We start from the raw sequence: 14299 nt of genomic DNA on the forward strand, positions 1-14299 counted from the left end.
GAACTCATATGTACGAACAACTGAACAATTTGTGGGAGAATACGCTGGAAGAATGCGGCGAGGTTGAAAAAATTGAGATCCAGCTTTTGCTGGAAGGCATTTTCCGGCGATACGGATTTGATTTTCGAGACTATTCCTTTTCCTTCATCAGGCGGAGAGTTTGGCATCGTATTCGGATCGAAAAGTTAATCGGCATATCCGATTTGCAGGCAAAGGTGCTGCATGACCCCCGACTTATGGAGAAATTATTTTCGGATTTTTCAATTCATGTTACTGAAATGTTTCGCGATCCGGGTTTTTTTCAAGCCTTTCGAAACAAGGTCGTTCCACTGTTGAGAGACCTTCCTTTTATCCGGATTTGGCATGCGGGATGCTCTACGGGTGAGGAGGTTTACTCCATGGCTATTCTTTTGCATGAGGAGGGACTATTCCATAAGACGAGTATCTATGCGACAGATATGAATGAAAACTTTTTGAAAAAGGCGGAAACGGGCGTTTTTCCTTTGGAACGGATGCAGGAATTTACCAAAAATTATCTTGCTGCGGGGGGCACTAGGAGTTTTTCCGAATACTATACGGTTAAACATGAGAGTGTTGTGTTTCATGCGTTTCTTAGGGAAAATACCGTTTTTGCCCAACACAATCTGGTGACGGATCGTTCATTTAATGAATTTCATGTCATCGTCTGCAGAAATGTAATGATTTATTTCAGTAAACCTTTGCAAAATCATGTTCACGCATTGTTGTACGATAGTCTCGGTTTGTCGGGGATTCTGGGGCTTGGGAATAAAGAAGCGATTGCCTTTACCTCCCGCTCCCACTGTTATGAAGAGATTGATTCTTCGGAAAGGCTGTACAGCAAGATTAAATAGCTTGGAAAAAGCGGTGGAACAAAATACATAGGGGAATGTGGACAATGATGCAGGAGCAGAAAACAAACATTTTGATCGTGGATGATAATCCCAAAAATTTGCTTGCATTGGAAGCGGTTCTTGCCTCACCCCAATATAATCTGGTTAGGGCGAATTCCGGCTTGGAGGCGCTCAAGCATATCCTGCAAAACGACTTTGCCATTATTTTATTAGATGTGCAAATGCCGGGATTAAACGGCTTTGAAACTGCCAAGCTCATCAAGAAAAGAAAGATATCGACACATGTTCCGATTATTTTTATTACCGCGATCAGCCAAGCGCCTGATCATGTCATGCAAGGTTACTCTGTCGGCGCAATTGACTATATTTTCAAACCATTCGATCCGGAAACACTGCGATCAAAGGTTGAAGGTTTCGTAAAAATCCACCAATATCGCGAACAAATCAAGTTTCAAGGCGAATTGCTGCGGCAGCAAGCGTTAGAACTTCAAAAGACCAACGAACAATTAATCCGGGTGGCCTCGGATTTGCGCAAAGCTGAAGCGCTGTCGCGTATAATCGGCGAAACCTCGATTGATACGTTTGTGACTTTTAATGAACAGGGACTGATCCTAACCGTCAATCCTGCCGTTCAAACGATGTTTGGATATCAAACCGATGAACTGCCGGGATCTCCTGTTATGCGGCTTCTTCCGCTTTTCGATCCGTTGATTCGGCATGACTGCGGAAAGATATGGGAAACCGTAGCCGTACGCAAAGATAACAGCCGCTTTCCCGCAGACATTCAACTCGGTGCAGCACGAATCGAGGATCAGCATATTTTCGTTTGTTCGATCCGCGACATTACGGATCGAAAGCTGATGGAGGAAGAGCGAAAACAACAGTATGACAAGCTTGAAAAGCTGGTTGAAGAACGCACGCTTGAATTGAAAAATTCCAATCGACGTAATGAAAGCATTCTTGAAAGCATCAGCGATGCTTTTCTGGCTGTAGATAAACAATGGCGGTTTACTTATCTGAATCAGGAGGCCGAACGGAAGATTGGTGAAAAGAGAGAAGCGTTAATCGGAAAAAGCTTGTGGGATATTGACGTCCCATCGTTCCGCAACATTTATGAAGAATTCCATACAGCGATGGATCAGCGGATACCCGTGCATTTTGAAATACGGATGCCTGACTCGGATCGGTGGCTTGAGGTGCATGCCTATCCATCCGAAACCGGACTTTCCGTTTATTTCAGCGACATTACACAACGCAAGCGTATGGAACAGGATCTTCTTCGATCAGAGGAACGATTTCGCAAAATTATCGAGTCCAGTCCAAGCCTTCTTGCCATAAGGTCGCTTCAGGACAGCCGTTATCTTGATGTGAACGAAAGCTGGCTGCAGCATACGGGATACGGTTATGAAGAAGTCCTGCAACAAACCTCAAACTTGCTGCAGATCGCTGCGGATCCAGGGGGTAATACGGCAACTTCAGGGCTTTTGGAGCTTGAAAGATCCGTTCGCAACGCCAAGATTACTTATCTGACCAAATCCGGGGAAAAGCGGGAAGGCCTGCTTTCGACCGAAGTCATCGAGATTCAAGGAGAAGCCTGCATCTTGAGCGTGATCACCGATATTACGGAAAAATCTCTGTTGACGAAAGAAATGGCCCGCTTGGACCGTTTGAATCTGGTTGGTGAAATGGCCGCCGGAATTGCCCATGAAATCAGAAATCCGATGACCACCGTCCGCGGTTTTTTACAAATTTCCAAAACCAGACCGTCTCCGGAGCATATCGATTTAATGGTAAAAGAACTGGATCGGGCCAATGGCATCATTACCGAATTTCTTTCGCTCGCCAGAAACAAGACAACCGACCGGAGATTTCAAAGTCTCAATGCCATCATAGAAGCGCTCTTCCCTTTAATCCAGGCAGAAGCTTTATTATCCGGCAAGACGGTCTCGCTTGAATTGGGAAATTGTCCTTTGTTGGATTTGGATGAAAAAGATATTCGCCAAATGATCTTGAATCTTGCCATCAATGGACTGGAAGCCATGTCTTCCGGAGGCAAATTGTCCATAATCACAAATGCCGATCCGCAGGGGGTTATGCTGGAGATTCGCGATGAGGGATCCGGGATCAAACAGGAACTCCTTGAAAAGCTCGGGACTCCCTTCTTCACGACGAAGGAACAAGGAACGGGACTGGGGCTGGCTATCTGCTACAGCGTAGCCGCCAGACATAACGCGGTGATCGATGTGGATACGGGCCCTTGGGGAACTGCCTTTCTCGTCCTCTTCCGGGCGGAGATCTGAATGTAGCAAAACTTACGGTTGAATCTGCTTCGATTGCGCGATTGGGTGCTCGTTTATATCTCTCGGAGGGGGGAAAGGGAAAGCGTCAGCGAATAAACGCGGCACATTAAAGAGTAAATCCCTGCCGTATATTAACGATAACCACTTGTACGCCTTCTCTTCTTGCAAATTTCATTGCTGGAACTAAATCGGTATCACCAGTTACAAGAATAATTTTGTCCACTGTATTTCTACTCGAAAGCCACGCAACATTGCGCATTCCGGAAACATTGGTCAGTCAATCCGATAATGATTGGTCAGTTGTTCCGAAAAAGCTTAGCCACTTGTTCCGGAAATTCTTAGCCAGTTCTGCCCCCTCAAGGTAGCTCATATCTTACATACCAGATTTTCCATCGGTTGGCAAGGTGGCGAGCACCTTTCTCATCGAATCTCCATTCAGAGGAAGACGGTAGGCCCGATGGATAAGTCGGTCTAAGATGGCGTCGGCGAGCGTCGGATCTGCAAAGTGTTGGTGCCATAAATCGACCGGCAATTGACTGGCTAAGCAAGTCGAATGGATCGATACGCGATCATCCAGAATATCGAGTAATTCTCGGCTCTCTGCAGCTCCGAGCGGGGCCAGTCCCAGTCATCCAGGATTAAGAGGTCGACCTTGGTCAATTCCCCTGCCAGTTTCCCATAGGTGCCGTCACCCTTGGTCAGCATGATTTCTTGGAACAGCCGGGACATCCGGTAATAGCGGACTTGAAACCCTTGATGGCATGCGGCAGTAGCTAATGCGCAGACCAGATACGTTTTGCCGATACCCGTCGGTCCTGTAATGAGCAGGTTGTGATGAGACGTGAGCCATTGACCGGTCAGCAATTGGCGGAATAAAGCACGATCAAGCCCTCTGGGCGTGCGGTAGTCAATGTCCTCCGGACTGGCATGAATTTTCAGCTTGGCGGCGCGAAGCAGCCGACTGATTTGCCGGTTTTGCCGTTCCGTCCATTGATGATCGACAAGTAAACTGAAGCGTTGCTCAAACGATAGATCGTTCATTTGCGGGTCCTGCAGTTGCCGTAAAAAGGCAAAAATGTCGATTCTACCGCATTAAATAAAAACACCTGCTTGCATAAATGAAGGATATGGCTAATAATATCGGTATTGTCCATTACAACTCGTTTTACCGGCAAAAGGAGGCGCCATGAAACTAAGAGTGTCGGCAGTCCAATATCATTTGCATTCGATCCGATCGTTTGACGAATTTGCCAAACAAGTGGAACATTATATCAAAACGGCTGAAGAATTCGGGGCCGAGTTTGTTCTGTTTCCCGAATTTTTTACGACTCAATTATTGTCGATTGGGAATGATCGAGGACAGGCCCTGTCCATCCAAAATTTGCCGGATTTTACGGATCAATACCGGACGTTATTTGTGAATTTTGCCGGACAATTCAATATGCATATTATCGGGGGAACCCATGTCATCCGCAAAGGAGACCGTTTGTACAACACCGCTCATTTGTTCTATCCGGACGGCCGGGTCGAGGAACAGGCGAAGCTTCATATTACGCCGACGGAGGTCAAGGAATGGAAGCTGACTCCGGGTGACAGCCTGCAGGTATTCGAAACGGCGAAAGGAAAGATTGCCATTATTACCTGCTACGACATCGAGTTTCCGGAAATCGTCAGAATCGCCAGGGCCAGGGGGGCGGATGTCATTTTCAATCCCACCTGCACCGATGACCGTCATGGATTTCACCGTGTCCGTTATACCAGCCATGCGAGGGCGATTGAAAACCAGATATATGTGGTGAGCGCGAGTACCGTAGGCTCCCTGCCTACAGTGAACTTTATGCGCGCCAACTTCGGGCAGGCCGCGGTGATTGCGCCGAACGATATTCCGTTTCCGCCGCGCGGCATTTTGGCCGAAGGGGAAATCAACGATGACATGGTGGTCACTGCCGATCTGGATCTGGAACTGTTGGTTCAGGTTCGGGAAAAGGGTGCTGTCACCACGTGGCGCGACAGGCGTATTGATCTGTATCCGGATTGGAAATAAGAAGAAGGGTTTGAGGTCATGGAGGGGGAAGGATGTATCGGAAAGAAATCTACGTGTTTGACAGGGAACGTCCGGTTCCGACGGTCATCCGAAATTATCGGGAAAGCGATTTTTCAAGCTTGATTCGCATTCAACAGGAAAGCTTTCCTCCGCCGTTTCCGTCGGAATTATGGTGGAGCCCGGAACAATTGCGCAATCATGTGGACTTGTTCCCGGAAGGTGCCTTGTGTATCGAGGTCAACGGGGAAATTGCCGGCTCGATGACAGGTTTGTTGGTTGACCATGATCCGAACCATCCGGCACATACATGGAGCGAGATCACGGATGACGGGTACATTCGCAATCATAACCCGCACGGGAATACGCTCTATGTCGTCGATATCAGCGTGCGTCCGTCCTACCGCAAGCTGGGATTGGGCAAATGGCTGATGCTGTCGATGTATGACGTCGTTGTGCACAAGGGCTTGGAGCGGCTGTTGGGCGGAGGCCGAATGCCGGGCTATCATAAAAAAGCCGGTGAAATGTCGGCGGAGCAATATCTTGAAGCGGTCATCAAAGGCGAGTTGGCCGACCCTGTCATTACCTTCCTGCTTCGCTGCGGACGAACGCCCGTTAAAGTGGCGGCTGACTATTTGGAGGATGAGGAATCGTGCAATTATTCCGTCCTGATGGAATGGAAAAACCCTTTTTTTACGCGAAGATTTGAACGGAGGGATAAGTCTGAAATCCTCAACAAACGTACTCAATACAGTAAATGAACATGTCAAATAAGCCGTACACAAGACGACTAATTGGAAAATGATTACTTTTAACGGATGAGGGAATCCGTTTGCAGCCGCCATAATCCGCTACCCTTGCGTTTTTGCCAAAGGAAATCGCTTGTTCAACCGTAATTTTACGGTCAACTGGACGAATGTCGGATTTTTTATACAAATCAGGGTTATAGGGTTCTTTGTTCTTCAAGATATGATAGATGGCCGTTAACAGCATTCGGGCAATAGCTATGATGGCTTCGTGGGGGTAAGTCCTGCCCAGGAGCACAAATGCTTGGCTGTTGGGAACACGTCCATGACCTTGATTTTCATGGAGCCGTGAATGAGCGGTTCGAGGTCAAAAGACGTATCGTGTGGATCGTCCAGCAACCTGTCAATGATATTCATGGAACTTTTGCCGAACGTATCCGAAACGACATTTCCAAGCTGAATGTTGGAAACAGTCAGGCTGTTCTGAAGCCGATTCTTCTCGCTCGACGAAAAGTTCGTCAGCTTGAAGCGGTAAAGCCATAGGAGTTCTCCTTTCTAGGGTGTACAGGGATAATCCAGCATTGACTGATTGCCCAGCTAAATGCGGTCACCCGAATAAAGGTGGCCCACTCACCTCCACGTGATTTGTGTGCACCGGTATCCCTGTAACTTAAGAATACAAAAAAATCGCTCAAAGCGAACGGATTTCATCCCGTTTTGTGCCTTGAGCGAAGCGAAAGGAATGGGTATATAAATGAAGATGGAGTATCGGAGGATTACCGGGATCGAAGATCCTTTGTTTAAACAAATGCATCAATTGATGCAGAATGTATTTCCACCCGAGGAAGTATTGGAATTCGATCTGTGGAAGGAGCCTCTGAAGGACTCCGGAATCCGGGTATTTGTCGCTGTTTATGAAGGGAACGTTGTCGGAGCGACGGAGTACCGTTATTATGAGGATTTCAATGTCGCGATGACCGACTTCACGATCATCGGACAAGCGGGGCTGGGGATCGGCCGCTTTTTGGCCGAAAATCGGCGGGAAGATTTGCTTTCCTTGGCCGAAGCGAATGGAAAACGGTTATCGGGTATGTTTGCCGAAATATACGACCCTTACCGGGTCGGGCATTATGAATTCGGCGGGGTGAAGCCGATGGACCCATATGTACGGCGCGAGGTCTTGTCCCATTTGGGTTTCAAACGGATCGATTTCCCGTATGTTCATCCTTCCTGGAATAATGACGGCGAGGCCGTCTCCGGTCTCGATCTCTGCTTTCTTCCGATGAACGATCATTTCGAAGAACTGCCGGCCGGCTTGATTGTGCGGTTTCTGAAACGCTACTATGCCGTATTGCCGAACAAGCCGCGGGCTTGGATCGAGATGGTTGAGGATTTGGGAGCGAAAGAAGCGGTTGCGCTGCGGCCGATTTAAAGATTGCATGCTCTTTGGCGGATGACGATTTGCCTCACCGCGTTTCGCCTTCATACCCGGGACACCTTGATGGTGTCCTTTTTGTATATCTCGGGTAAAATCAAGAGTTCTAACGCAGCTTGTCAAGAAGATTATAATAGTAATAGGTCTTTGATCTCATTTTGCCATCAGAGAAAATAAGTCTTTGACGCCGCTGCTATTAATTAAAGATTGAGCCATCTTCAAATCGTTCTCGTACAGGTCACTTTTTTATTAAACAGATAAAGCGGAATTAAAATTCGGCCAATCCTTCCATTTCCATCAAGGAATGGATGAATGGTTTCAAATTGCGCGTGAATGATGGCAGCCCGAATAAGCTCGTCAAGATCGTCTTTGGGTTCGTTGATGTAAAATTCAAGATTCTCCATGCATTTATCCACTAACTGAGTTTTATCCACTAACTGAGGTTCCGGAGGGATGTAAGTTGCTGTATCCATAGTACAGCCTGCCGGTCCGATAAAGATTTGAATTTTTCTATATTCACCGGGAGAACGACTGCTTTTGTGCCTCTACTTCAAGAACTTCATCCAGGGTGACTTTTGAGTACCTTCAATTTTTGTGGATTGAACTGCTTCATGAAGCATTACAGGATTTAGTAGTAATTGCGATTGCAGCTTCGTGTTTTGAAGCAGTACTTGATATTGAGCCACTTTTTTGTTAGCTTCGATTAATTCTCTGATGAAAAAAAGCTGGTCGATTCTCTCGGAGGCAAGTGGTAGATATTCGGGTGAAAAGGGGCTTTTGTCATTGCAATCCTCTGTTTTATGAACAAAAAAGCCAATTTTGATTGCAGAAAAATATGACATTTGTCATAGTTAGCCAATCCCATCGGTGATACATTGAGAATAACCCAGACGATACATCAAGCATGACCTGATAAAATTGAAGGGCGGTATGAACATGGGAATCTTCATTTCGGAAAAACGCAGGCGTCAGGAGCTAAGGAGAAACACTTTAAAAGGCGTTGCCATTGGCACGGTTTTGGGCGGCATTGCCGCGGTTTTGCTTACTCCCGTGAACGGCAGAGAGGCTCGTCAGAAGTTGGTTGAATCAAGCAAAAAAGTGATGGACGAAACATCCGGCTTAATTCAGGAAGGGATGGCCCACATAAGCCGAAAGTCCAAATATGGCAATCATCAGACTGAAATGGACGAGCAGATTAAATCCGGTATAAGCGGGGATGAAAAATGACAGTGGATGTATTGGCATTGTTACAGGTTATACTAGTTTTGTGCGGCATAGCGGCATTAATCTATCTTATTTATTTCCTGGTTCGCGCAGCATACTTGCTGAAAACGGTTCAGGGACTTTTGAACGAAAGCAGACAGCCGCTTTCTTCCGCTATCAATCATGCGGAAGCTCTTTTGAAAAATGCGGATACGATGAGCGAACTATGGGCATCAGAGATGTATACAGTTAAAGAAGCGCTCGGAAATCATTATAACGCCGCCGCTCGTCATGAAGACAGGTTCGGGCGTCAGGGATGGGATGCAGTACCCTGGAACGATCTGTTGAAGGCCGCCGTTTGGATAGGGAAATATTTAAAAGAGAAGTTGAAATGACAGAAAAAGGTCGTCGTTATCCGAATGAAACGATGACTTTTTTGCCGTTGTTTGGACGGATGGAAGACTCGTAGAATGCTGCAAGTGCGCAGACAATGAAACTGGTTGCTCCTTAAGAAACGACATAGCGGTATGGAAACAGAAAGCATCTGATTTATGGGTGCTTTTTTTGTACTGTCTGCCCTGTTGACAAAACTAATTGTATTAGTTATGATAAAAACTAATAACATTAGTTTACATTTCTTGGGTGAAGGTGATGAGCCGATGCTGGGGATCAAGGCTGCAAATCTTCATATCGGCTGCAGCGGCTTTATGTGCCACCAAAAAATAAGGAGAGGATTGGGCATGAGATTGCTTCAAGCACAAACGGTTTATCAGCTCACCTTTATGCCGAGGTTTTTCCCGGTGAACTGTTACTTTGTCGAGGAGGAGGATGGTTTCACGTTGATCGATGCGGCATTGCCCAATAGCGCTCAAGCGATTTTGCAGGCGGCCCGGCAGATCGGGAAACCGATAATGCGCATCGTTTTGACTCATGCCCACTATGATCACGTCGGTGCGCTCGATGCGCTCAAACAGGCATTGCCGGAGGCGGCGGTTCATATCTCCAAGCGGGACGCCCGGTTGCTGGCCGGGGATCGCACCTTGGAGCCAGGCGAACCGTCCACCAGAATACGCGGCGGCGTTCCCGCTCAATTAAAGACACGGGCGGACATCCTGCTTCAGGAGGGCGACCGGATTGGTTCGTTGTCAGCGATGGCGGCTCCCGGACACACGCCGGGATCGATGGCGTTTCTCGACATCCGGAACGGATCGTTAATTGCCGGCGACGCTTTTCAAACCCGGGGAGGAATCGCCGTTTCCGGACAGATCCGGCCGTGGTTCCCTTTCCCCGCTATGGCCACATGGAATAAAGAGAAGGCGCTGGAAAGCGCGCGAAAGCTGCGGGATATAAGTCCCTCGCTGCTTGCCGTGGGGCACGGAGATTGGCTTGAGCAGCCGGGTCAAATGATGGATCGGGCAATAGCCGACGCAAACCGGAATCTCGCACGACACAACAACTTGCAAAGGAGCTGACTTTAATGGCGCGAGCAGGCCTGGATCAACAAATCGTTTTACTGGCCGCTGCAGAAATTGCCGACGTCCAGGGATTGGATGAGGTGACATTGGCTACACTTGCCCAAAAGCTGGGGGTTCGCACACCTTCGCTGTATAACCATGTGAGCGGATTGCCCGGAATCCGCAAACAGCTTTCAATCTATGGGATGAACCGGCTCACGGATACGCTGGCCAGGGCCGCCGCCGGTCAAACAAAGGATGATGCCGTACGCTCGCTTGCAAGAGCTTATCTTGGCTTTGTCCGGGAGCATCCCGGATTGTATGAGGCGACCCACCGGTTGCCTGATCTGGAGGATGAGCAGGTGAAGGCTGCGGCCGAAGGAACGGTGAATGTCGTTCTTGGCGTTCTGCAAGGTTACGGACTTGAAGGTGCAGCGGCCATTCATACGATACGCGGGCTTCGCAGCCTTCTGCACGGCTTTGCATCCATCGAGCAGCAGGGCGGCTTTGGGATGCCGCTGGATTTGGATACAAGCTTTCGGCTGCTCATCGATACTTTTCTTGCGGGAATTCATTCGCTTTATGCGAAGATTTGAGGATTACTCAACACAAATTCTTCCATTGAGATATAATGGAAATGATGTGTGCCGTCAGTGCGGAACTCTCGAAAATTTGATGAGCGGTTAAATTCAAAAATTAATCGGAGGGGGATTTGAATGGGCAGCAAGCTTGCGGGAAAAGTGGCTTTGGTAACAGGCGCATCCAGAGGGATCGGGCGCAATATCGCGGAGGAGCTCGCACGAAACGGGGCAAAGGTCGTGATTAACTACGCCAGCAGTCGGGATAAAGCCGAAGAAGTCGTTGCCGGAATCAAGAAGGACGGCGGAGAAGCGATAGCCGTTCAAGCGGATATCGGCAGGGTGTCCGAAGTGGAGCGGCTGTTTCAAACAGCGTTGGAGGCCTACGGACAAATCGATGTTCTCGTCAATAACGCCGGTGCTATGCTGACTAAACCGATCGTTGACGTGACGGAAGAGGATTTCGACAGGCTGTTTGCGACCAATGTAAAAGGAACCTACTTTGCTTGTCAGCAAGCCGCCAAACACATGGGCCGGAATGGCCGAATCATCAATTTCTCCACTTCGGTCAACGGGCATATGTTTCCTGCTTACAGCGTATACGCAGGCACTAAGGGAGCAGTCGAGCATTTCACCCGGCAGTTGTCGAAGGAGCTGGGCCCCAAGGGAATCACGATCAACGCGGTTGCGCCGGGCCCGGTGAACACGGAGCTGTTCAGAACCGGAAAAACGGAGGAACAAATCAAGCATGTCGGCCAAATGAATGCTTTCGGACGTTTGGCTGAAACCGATGATATTGCGAGCGTTGTGGTGTTTTTGGCCGGCGAGGAGTCAAAGTGGATAACGGGTCAAACCCTCCGCGTGAACGGGGGATTTATTTAAATCCAAATGGAGGGATTTCTATGGCGGCGGATGTATTGGTGGCGGGAGCGGGCCCCGTTGGATTGACGATGGCCTGCGAGCTTGCCCGGCATGGCATTTCGGTTCGGATTGTCGATAAGTCGCCAAGTCCATCGACGCTTTCCAAGGCGCTTGCCATTCATGCCCGGTCGTTGGAAATTCTTGAACGAATGGTTCGTCATGTGAAAGAGACCCGGCACGGACGCGTGTTTTTGGCGGGGGATGCCTCGCACATTCACAGTCCGGCGGGCGGACAAGGGATGAATACGGGCATCCAGGATGCCTTCAATCTCGCCTGGAAGCTGGCATTAGTCGAAGGCAGAGCCTCTGGCGTTATTGGATACGTATCCGCTGGAACGGCTGCCGGTAGCTCAATCGGTCTTGCGTATGAGCGATACGATGCTCAAAATGCTGACCGTCAAAAACGGGATTGCACAGACGTTGAGAAATCAGCTGCTGCCGTTCATGGTGAATAAAGAAGTGGTGCAAAAGCGCTTGCGAAACCAAATCTCAGAAATTGCGGTGCATTATCGGGAAAGTCCGATCGTGAAGGAACATCGCACATTCCTTCAGCAATTGAAGCCGCATCATGTGCATGCGGGCGACCGGGCTCCGGATGTTTACCCGATGGTTGGGCCGGACGGTGTGGAGCGGCGATTGTTCCAATTTCTTCGGGACACACGGCATACTCTGCTATTGGCTGCAGCCGATTCATCCGATCTGGAGCGGGAACGATCCAAGCTCGCGGCGCTGGATCGCTGGAAGCATGATTTGGAAATTTATTTGATTTGGTCCGGGCAGAAACATTAGCGATACGCTGGGGTTTGAACAAGTCCATCAATACATGGAGCAACTCTTTATATCCCCTGTTGAATAATATGCCGTGTATGGCACAGGGAGCGGAAATTGAAGGCGCGGGCACCCGCGAGGGAGCTTTTTTGCATGGTTTTTTCTTAATTTCATTTGCTATTCTGAAAGCTGTGTGTTAATATGAATTTGTCGTAATGAAGACCTGAGATGCAATTCACATATTGTTAAAGGTTATCATGTGGAGCGATGGAACCTTTTGCAATATGTGAATTTTTTATTTGTAAGAGAATAAAGAAGATCCATATTAATTTCAATTTGGAGGTAAACCCCATGCAAACAGGAACAGTGAAATGGTTCAATGCTGAAAAAGGTTTCGGATTTATCGAAGTTGAAGGCGGAAACGATGTATTCGTTCACTTCAGCGCTATTCAAGGCGATGGATTCAAAACTTTGGACGAAGGCCAACGCGTTGAATTCAATGTGGTTCAAGGCAACCGCGGACCGCAAGCAGAGAACGTCGTAAAACTGTAATATCCGGAGAAATTGCCCTTAACGTGAAGTTAAGGGCAATTTTTTTCATCTGATCTTAAGGGGAGGTTAACCATGTACTCACGGAAAAAGTCTTATGAAGAGTTGGAAAAAGAAATTACCGAAATCTGGTCGTGTTCAAATGAAGGCTGCAAAGGCTGGATGAGAGATAATTTTGCGTTTGAAGTCGTTCCCACTTGTCATTTGTGTCAATCTCCGATGATCAAAGGCATGAAAAGTCTCCCTATCGTCGTCAATACCAATCAAAATCAGAAATTCCTCAAGAAGGGGATCAAAATCAACCGTTAATACACCAATAATCGGCTATCCTATCCCTGTTACAGGGATTTTTTTGTGGTCTAGCAGCCCTTAAGAAAAAATCAAAAGCACAAGCACTATTGCAGGAAAATGCCCAGCAGATTCCTGCCTGTTTTTGAGGGATGATGTTTATTCACATATTGTAAAAGGCTGTCTTGCTGCTGATGACACCTTCTCCAATATGTGGATTTTTGGGTTGCTCAGGTTTTTCGAGGATGGTGGAGTATGAATAGTTTAAGTATGGAATTCGTACAAGCCGATGGCGGATATAAAGTCAGCGGGCAATGGAAATACTGCAGCGGTTCGACCCATGCCACGCTTTTTACAGCCAATTGCGTCTTAGAAGAGGCCTCCGGTACAGAAGATCTCTCGAGTGGGGAACTAAGTTCAGCGCAGGTCATCCGCTCGTTGATTTTTTTGCCCGAGCAGGTGCGGATCGTCAAGGATTGGAACGCGTTCGGGATGAAGGCGACTGCGAGCTATTCCATTGCAGTGGAGGATGATCCTGCGGCGGAATCGCTTGCTGTCAGAACAAGGAAGCATGGGAAGCTGCGGATCCGAACCGTTTCCAGTTCACAATGCGGAAGATCGAACAAATGAAACTAGTCTTCACGCAATCGGTTTTCTTAGAATAAAAAGACGTGATGGATTGGTTTCTACAATCTTTTTATTTTTTTATTCAGCAATACTGGGATTATTATTTACTGTGCCTTTATTGTTTGTTTCTTTCTTGGTTGAAATGCTTTTTGACGGATGGGTTGAAAATACTTTGTAGACTTGATGGTTGATTTTTTCTTCGTACTCAACACGATTATGGCATTGCTGATGTACATCGTTATGAAGAATCAAACTGAAGCTGTGACAATAGCAGCAGAGTAAGGTTGGGCAATCAAAAGGACAAAGGACTTTCCTATCAGGAAGGTTCTTTTTTTATGCAATCTTCCATCCTTCTCGCAAAACCCACTCTTTAACTAGTGTTTAAGTCCATTCATGCTGTTGATTCTATGAATACCTTATAAGGAGCTATTCCTGTAATGAATTAAAATGCGGTTTGCAAAACAAAAAGCGCCTCCTGTATGCTGGGTCATGGAATGCTGTACATTCACTGCCCTAA

General features: G+C 47.7%; 19 protein-coding genes and 1 pseudogene. 16 read left to right on the top strand and 4 right to left on the bottom strand.

Features of this window, described 5'->3' with window-relative positions; genetic code table 11:
• Window positions 1–8 precede the first annotated feature (8 nt).
• Both VF724_RS14880 and VF724_RS14885 read left to right on the top strand, forming a co-directional pair.
• Window positions 9–872 carry a CheR family methyltransferase gene (locus tag VF724_RS14880; protein ID WP_371755039.1) on the top strand — a complete coding sequence of 288 codons (864 nt, stop codon included), beginning with the start codon at window positions 9–11 and terminating at the stop codon, window positions 870–872.
• A 44-nt stretch (window positions 873–916) separates the two neighbouring features.
• Window positions 917–3172, top strand: coding sequence for a PAS domain S-box protein (locus VF724_RS14885; protein ID WP_371755040.1), 2256 nt, complete (start codon window positions 917–919; stop codon window positions 3170–3172).
• Window positions 3173–3278: 106 nt separating this feature from the next.
• On the opposite strand, the gene VF724_RS14890 is transcribed toward VF724_RS14885, so the two are convergent.
• Together VF724_RS14890 and istB are read right to left on the bottom strand one after the other, a co-directional pair.
• Entirely contained in the window at window positions 3279–3431 is a 153-nt protein-coding gene (locus VF724_RS14890; RefSeq protein ID WP_371755041.1) for an NYN domain-containing protein, read from the bottom strand.
• Window positions 3432–3545: 114 nt separating this feature from the next.
• A pseudogene (gene istB, locus VF724_RS14895) lies at window positions 3546–4213 on the bottom strand (IS21-like element helper ATPase IstB).
• Between the two features lie 145 nt (window positions 4214–4358).
• Between istB and VF724_RS14900 the strand changes: the two are divergent.
• The 4 genes from VF724_RS14900 (at window position 4359) to VF724_RS14915 (ending at window position 7391) form a co-directional block, all read left to right on the top strand.
• Window positions 4359–5216, top strand: a complete 858-nt coding sequence (locus VF724_RS14900) for a carbon-nitrogen hydrolase family protein (RefSeq protein WP_371755042.1) — start codon at window positions 4359–4361, stop codon at window positions 5214–5216.
• 32 nt (window positions 5217–5248) lie between these two features.
• Window positions 5249–5974 carry a GNAT family N-acetyltransferase gene (locus VF724_RS14905; RefSeq protein ID WP_371755043.1) on the top strand — a complete coding sequence of 242 codons (726 nt, stop codon included), beginning with the start codon at window positions 5249–5251 and terminating at the stop codon, window positions 5972–5974.
• A 285-nt stretch (window positions 5975–6259) separates the two neighbouring features.
• Window positions 6260–6502 carry a hypothetical protein gene (locus VF724_RS14910; protein ID WP_371755044.1) on the top strand — a complete coding sequence of 81 codons (243 nt, stop codon included), beginning with the start codon at window positions 6260–6262 and terminating at the stop codon, window positions 6500–6502.
• A gap of 217 nt (window positions 6503–6719) precedes the next feature.
• Window positions 6720–7391 carry a GNAT family N-acetyltransferase gene (locus VF724_RS14915; RefSeq protein WP_371755058.1) on the top strand — a complete coding sequence of 224 codons (672 nt, stop codon included), beginning with the start codon at window positions 6720–6722 and terminating at the stop codon, window positions 7389–7391.
• A 221-nt stretch (window positions 7392–7612) separates the two neighbouring features.
• Here the strand turns inward: VF724_RS14915 and VF724_RS14920 are convergent, their stop codons facing one another.
• Together VF724_RS14920 and VF724_RS14925 are read right to left on the bottom strand one after the other, a co-directional pair.
• A complete protein-coding gene (locus VF724_RS14920) occupies window positions 7613–7867 on the bottom strand; it encodes a Fic family protein (RefSeq protein ID WP_371755045.1) in 255 nt (84 codons plus the stop codon).
• A gap of 72 nt (window positions 7868–7939) precedes the next feature.
• Window positions 7940–8236: a Fic/DOC family N-terminal domain-containing protein gene (locus tag VF724_RS14925; protein ID WP_371755046.1), complete on the bottom strand. Its 297-nt coding sequence runs from the start codon at window positions 8234–8236 to the stop codon at window positions 7940–7942.
• 94 nt (window positions 8237–8330) lie between these two features.
• Here VF724_RS14925 and VF724_RS14930 point away from each other — a divergent pair, with 94 nt between their 5' ends.
• From VF724_RS14930 to VF724_RS14975, 10 genes are all read left to right on the top strand, one after another.
• Complete coding sequence (locus VF724_RS14930) at window positions 8331–8621, top strand: YtxH domain-containing protein (RefSeq protein ID WP_371755047.1); 291 nt, start codon at window positions 8331–8333, stop codon at window positions 8619–8621.
• Window positions 8618–8992: a hypothetical protein gene (locus tag VF724_RS14935; RefSeq protein ID WP_371755048.1), complete on the top strand. Its 375-nt coding sequence runs from the start codon at window positions 8618–8620 to the stop codon at window positions 8990–8992. The genes VF724_RS14930 and VF724_RS14935 overlap by 4 nt, the downstream gene beginning before the upstream one ends.
• A gap of 345 nt (window positions 8993–9337) precedes the next feature.
• Window positions 9338–10069 carry an MBL fold metallo-hydrolase gene (locus tag VF724_RS14940; protein WP_371755049.1) on the top strand — a complete coding sequence of 244 codons (732 nt, stop codon included), beginning with the start codon at window positions 9338–9340 and terminating at the stop codon, window positions 10067–10069.
• A gap of 5 nt (window positions 10070–10074) precedes the next feature.
• Window positions 10075–10647, top strand: coding sequence for a TetR/AcrR family transcriptional regulator (locus tag VF724_RS14945; RefSeq protein ID WP_371755050.1), 573 nt, complete (start codon window positions 10075–10077; stop codon window positions 10645–10647).
• 120 nt (window positions 10648–10767) lie between these two features.
• Window positions 10768–11511 carry an SDR family oxidoreductase gene (locus VF724_RS14950; RefSeq protein ID WP_371755051.1) on the top strand — a complete coding sequence of 248 codons (744 nt, stop codon included), beginning with the start codon at window positions 10768–10770 and terminating at the stop codon, window positions 11509–11511.
• Between the two features lie 20 nt (window positions 11512–11531).
• A complete protein-coding gene (locus VF724_RS14955; protein WP_371755052.1) occupies window positions 11532–12005 on the top strand; it encodes an FAD-dependent oxidoreductase in 474 nt (157 codons plus the stop codon).
• Window positions 11971–12339, top strand: coding sequence for a hypothetical protein (locus VF724_RS14960; RefSeq protein WP_371755053.1), 369 nt, complete (start codon window positions 11971–11973; stop codon window positions 12337–12339). Before VF724_RS14955 ends, VF724_RS14960 begins: the two co-directional genes overlap by 35 nt.
• Before the next feature lie 330 nt (window positions 12340–12669).
• Window positions 12670–12870 carry a cold-shock protein gene (locus VF724_RS14965; protein WP_054817005.1) on the top strand — a complete coding sequence of 67 codons (201 nt, stop codon included), beginning with the start codon at window positions 12670–12672 and terminating at the stop codon, window positions 12868–12870.
• Window positions 12871–12942: 72 nt separating this feature from the next.
• The gene (locus VF724_RS14970; RefSeq protein ID WP_371755054.1) at window positions 12943–13176 is read left to right on the top strand and encodes a cold-shock protein; all 234 of its coding nucleotides are present in this window, start codon (window positions 12943–12945) and stop codon (window positions 13174–13176) included.
• 234 nt (window positions 13177–13410) lie between these two features.
• On the top strand, window positions 13411–13785 hold the full coding sequence (locus VF724_RS14975) for a hypothetical protein (protein ID WP_371755055.1): 375 nt from the start codon (window positions 13411–13413) through the stop codon (window positions 13783–13785).
• Window positions 13786–14299: the final 514 nt, after the last annotated feature.

It is taken from the genome of Ferviditalea candida, assembly GCF_035282765.1.
Classification (GTDB): domain Bacteria; phylum Bacillota; class Bacilli; order Paenibacillales; family KCTC-25726; genus Ferviditalea; species Ferviditalea candida.

What these genes read in the sequence shown, in the direction of transcription:
- VF724_RS14880 (WP_371755039.1), top strand. Translation starts at nt 9, where the DNA reads ATGTACGAACAACTGAACAATTTGTGGGAGAATACGCTGGAAGAATGC.
- VF724_RS14885 (WP_371755040.1), top strand. Translation starts at nt 917, where the DNA reads ATGATGCAGGAGCAGAAAACAAACATTTTGATCGTGGATGATAATCCC.
- VF724_RS14890 (WP_371755041.1), bottom strand. Translation starts at nt 3,431, where the DNA reads ATGCGCAATGTTGCGTGGCTTTCGAGTAGAAATACAGTGGACAAAATT.
- VF724_RS14900 (WP_371755042.1), top strand. Translation starts at nt 4,359, where the DNA reads ATGAAACTAAGAGTGTCGGCAGTCCAATATCATTTGCATTCGATCCGA.
- VF724_RS14905 (WP_371755043.1), top strand. Translation starts at nt 5,249, where the DNA reads ATGTATCGGAAAGAAATCTACGTGTTTGACAGGGAACGTCCGGTTCCG.
- VF724_RS14910 (WP_371755044.1), top strand. Translation starts at nt 6,260, where the DNA reads ATGCTTGGCTGTTGGGAACACGTCCATGACCTTGATTTTCATGGAGCC.
- VF724_RS14915 (WP_371755058.1), top strand. Translation starts at nt 6,720, where the DNA reads ATGGAGTATCGGAGGATTACCGGGATCGAAGATCCTTTGTTTAAACAA.
- VF724_RS14920 (WP_371755045.1), bottom strand. Translation starts at nt 7,867, where the DNA reads ATGGATACAGCAACTTACATCCCTCCGGAACCTCAGTTAGTGGATAAA.
- VF724_RS14925 (WP_371755046.1), bottom strand. Translation starts at nt 8,236, where the DNA reads ATGTCATATTTTTCTGCAATCAAAATTGGCTTTTTTGTTCATAAAACA.
- VF724_RS14930 (WP_371755047.1), top strand. Translation starts at nt 8,331, where the DNA reads ATGGGAATCTTCATTTCGGAAAAACGCAGGCGTCAGGAGCTAAGGAGA.
- VF724_RS14935 (WP_371755048.1), top strand. Translation starts at nt 8,618, where the DNA reads ATGACAGTGGATGTATTGGCATTGTTACAGGTTATACTAGTTTTGTGC.
- VF724_RS14940 (WP_371755049.1), top strand. Translation starts at nt 9,338, where the DNA reads ATGAGATTGCTTCAAGCACAAACGGTTTATCAGCTCACCTTTATGCCG.
- VF724_RS14945 (WP_371755050.1), top strand. Translation starts at nt 10,075, where the DNA reads ATGGCGCGAGCAGGCCTGGATCAACAAATCGTTTTACTGGCCGCTGCA.
- VF724_RS14950 (WP_371755051.1), top strand. Translation starts at nt 10,768, where the DNA reads ATGGGCAGCAAGCTTGCGGGAAAAGTGGCTTTGGTAACAGGCGCATCC.
- VF724_RS14955 (WP_371755052.1), top strand. Translation starts at nt 11,532, where the DNA reads ATGGCGGCGGATGTATTGGTGGCGGGAGCGGGCCCCGTTGGATTGACG.
- VF724_RS14965 (WP_054817005.1), top strand. Translation starts at nt 12,670, where the DNA reads ATGCAAACAGGAACAGTGAAATGGTTCAATGCTGAAAAAGGTTTCGGA.
- VF724_RS14970 (WP_371755054.1), top strand. Translation starts at nt 12,943, where the DNA reads ATGTACTCACGGAAAAAGTCTTATGAAGAGTTGGAAAAAGAAATTACC.
- VF724_RS14975 (WP_371755055.1), top strand. Translation starts at nt 13,411, where the DNA reads ATGAATAGTTTAAGTATGGAATTCGTACAAGCCGATGGCGGATATAAA.